Source organism: Halomonas sp. AOP43-A1-21, from assembly GCF_052376775.1.
Lineage (GTDB): Bacteria > Pseudomonadota > Gammaproteobacteria > Pseudomonadales > Halomonadaceae > Vreelandella > Vreelandella colorata.
In genome coordinates this window covers 1-544 of sequence record NZ_JBQSWC010000102.1, presented here as the reverse complement: position 1 = coordinate 544, position 544 = coordinate 1, and the positions used below count along the sequence as shown (strand labels likewise).

The 544-nt window shown below is 58.1% G+C and carries 1 protein-coding gene; it reads right to left on the bottom strand.

Features of this window, described 5'->3' with window-relative positions:
• Positions 1-544: Ig-like domain-containing protein (locus tag ACT3R7_RS20730; protein WP_496199469.1), on the bottom strand; the 544-nt coding region annotated here is incomplete at both ends.

Genomic DNA, 544 nt, shown 5'->3' with positions numbered 1-544 from the left:
TTACCCACGTTGACCGTGCCATCGCTGGTAATACCGTCGCTGTCATCTGCGCCGGTGTCGTTGTCCAGCACCAATGTCGGTGCTTCGGGAGCAGCACTGTCGATGATGACAGCGCCCAGTGATCCGTTGCCGCTGGTATTACCAGCGGCATCCGTCTGGCGAGCGATTACATCGCCCGCCGTATAGTCGCCATCGGGAAGCTCAAAACTCTCGCCGACACCCTCGACCCAGGTATCGCCTCCGTCGAGGGAGTATTCCCACGTGGCATCGGGTTCGAGGTTGCCTACGTTGACCGTGCCATCGCTGGTAATGCCGTCGTTATCATCTGCGCCGGTATCATTGTCCAGCGTCAGGCTCGGTGTCGCCGGAGCAATAGCATTGCCGATCAATAGAGAAGGATCAGATTCATTTCCCGCCGCATCGATAGCGACCACGTCATAGGCGTCACCTTCGACCAGCGGCGTGTCGGTGGTCAGAGTGTAGTCACCGTTTTCATCGGTAAGGCCACTACCTACTACCTCGCCATCCGCATCACGCACTTCTA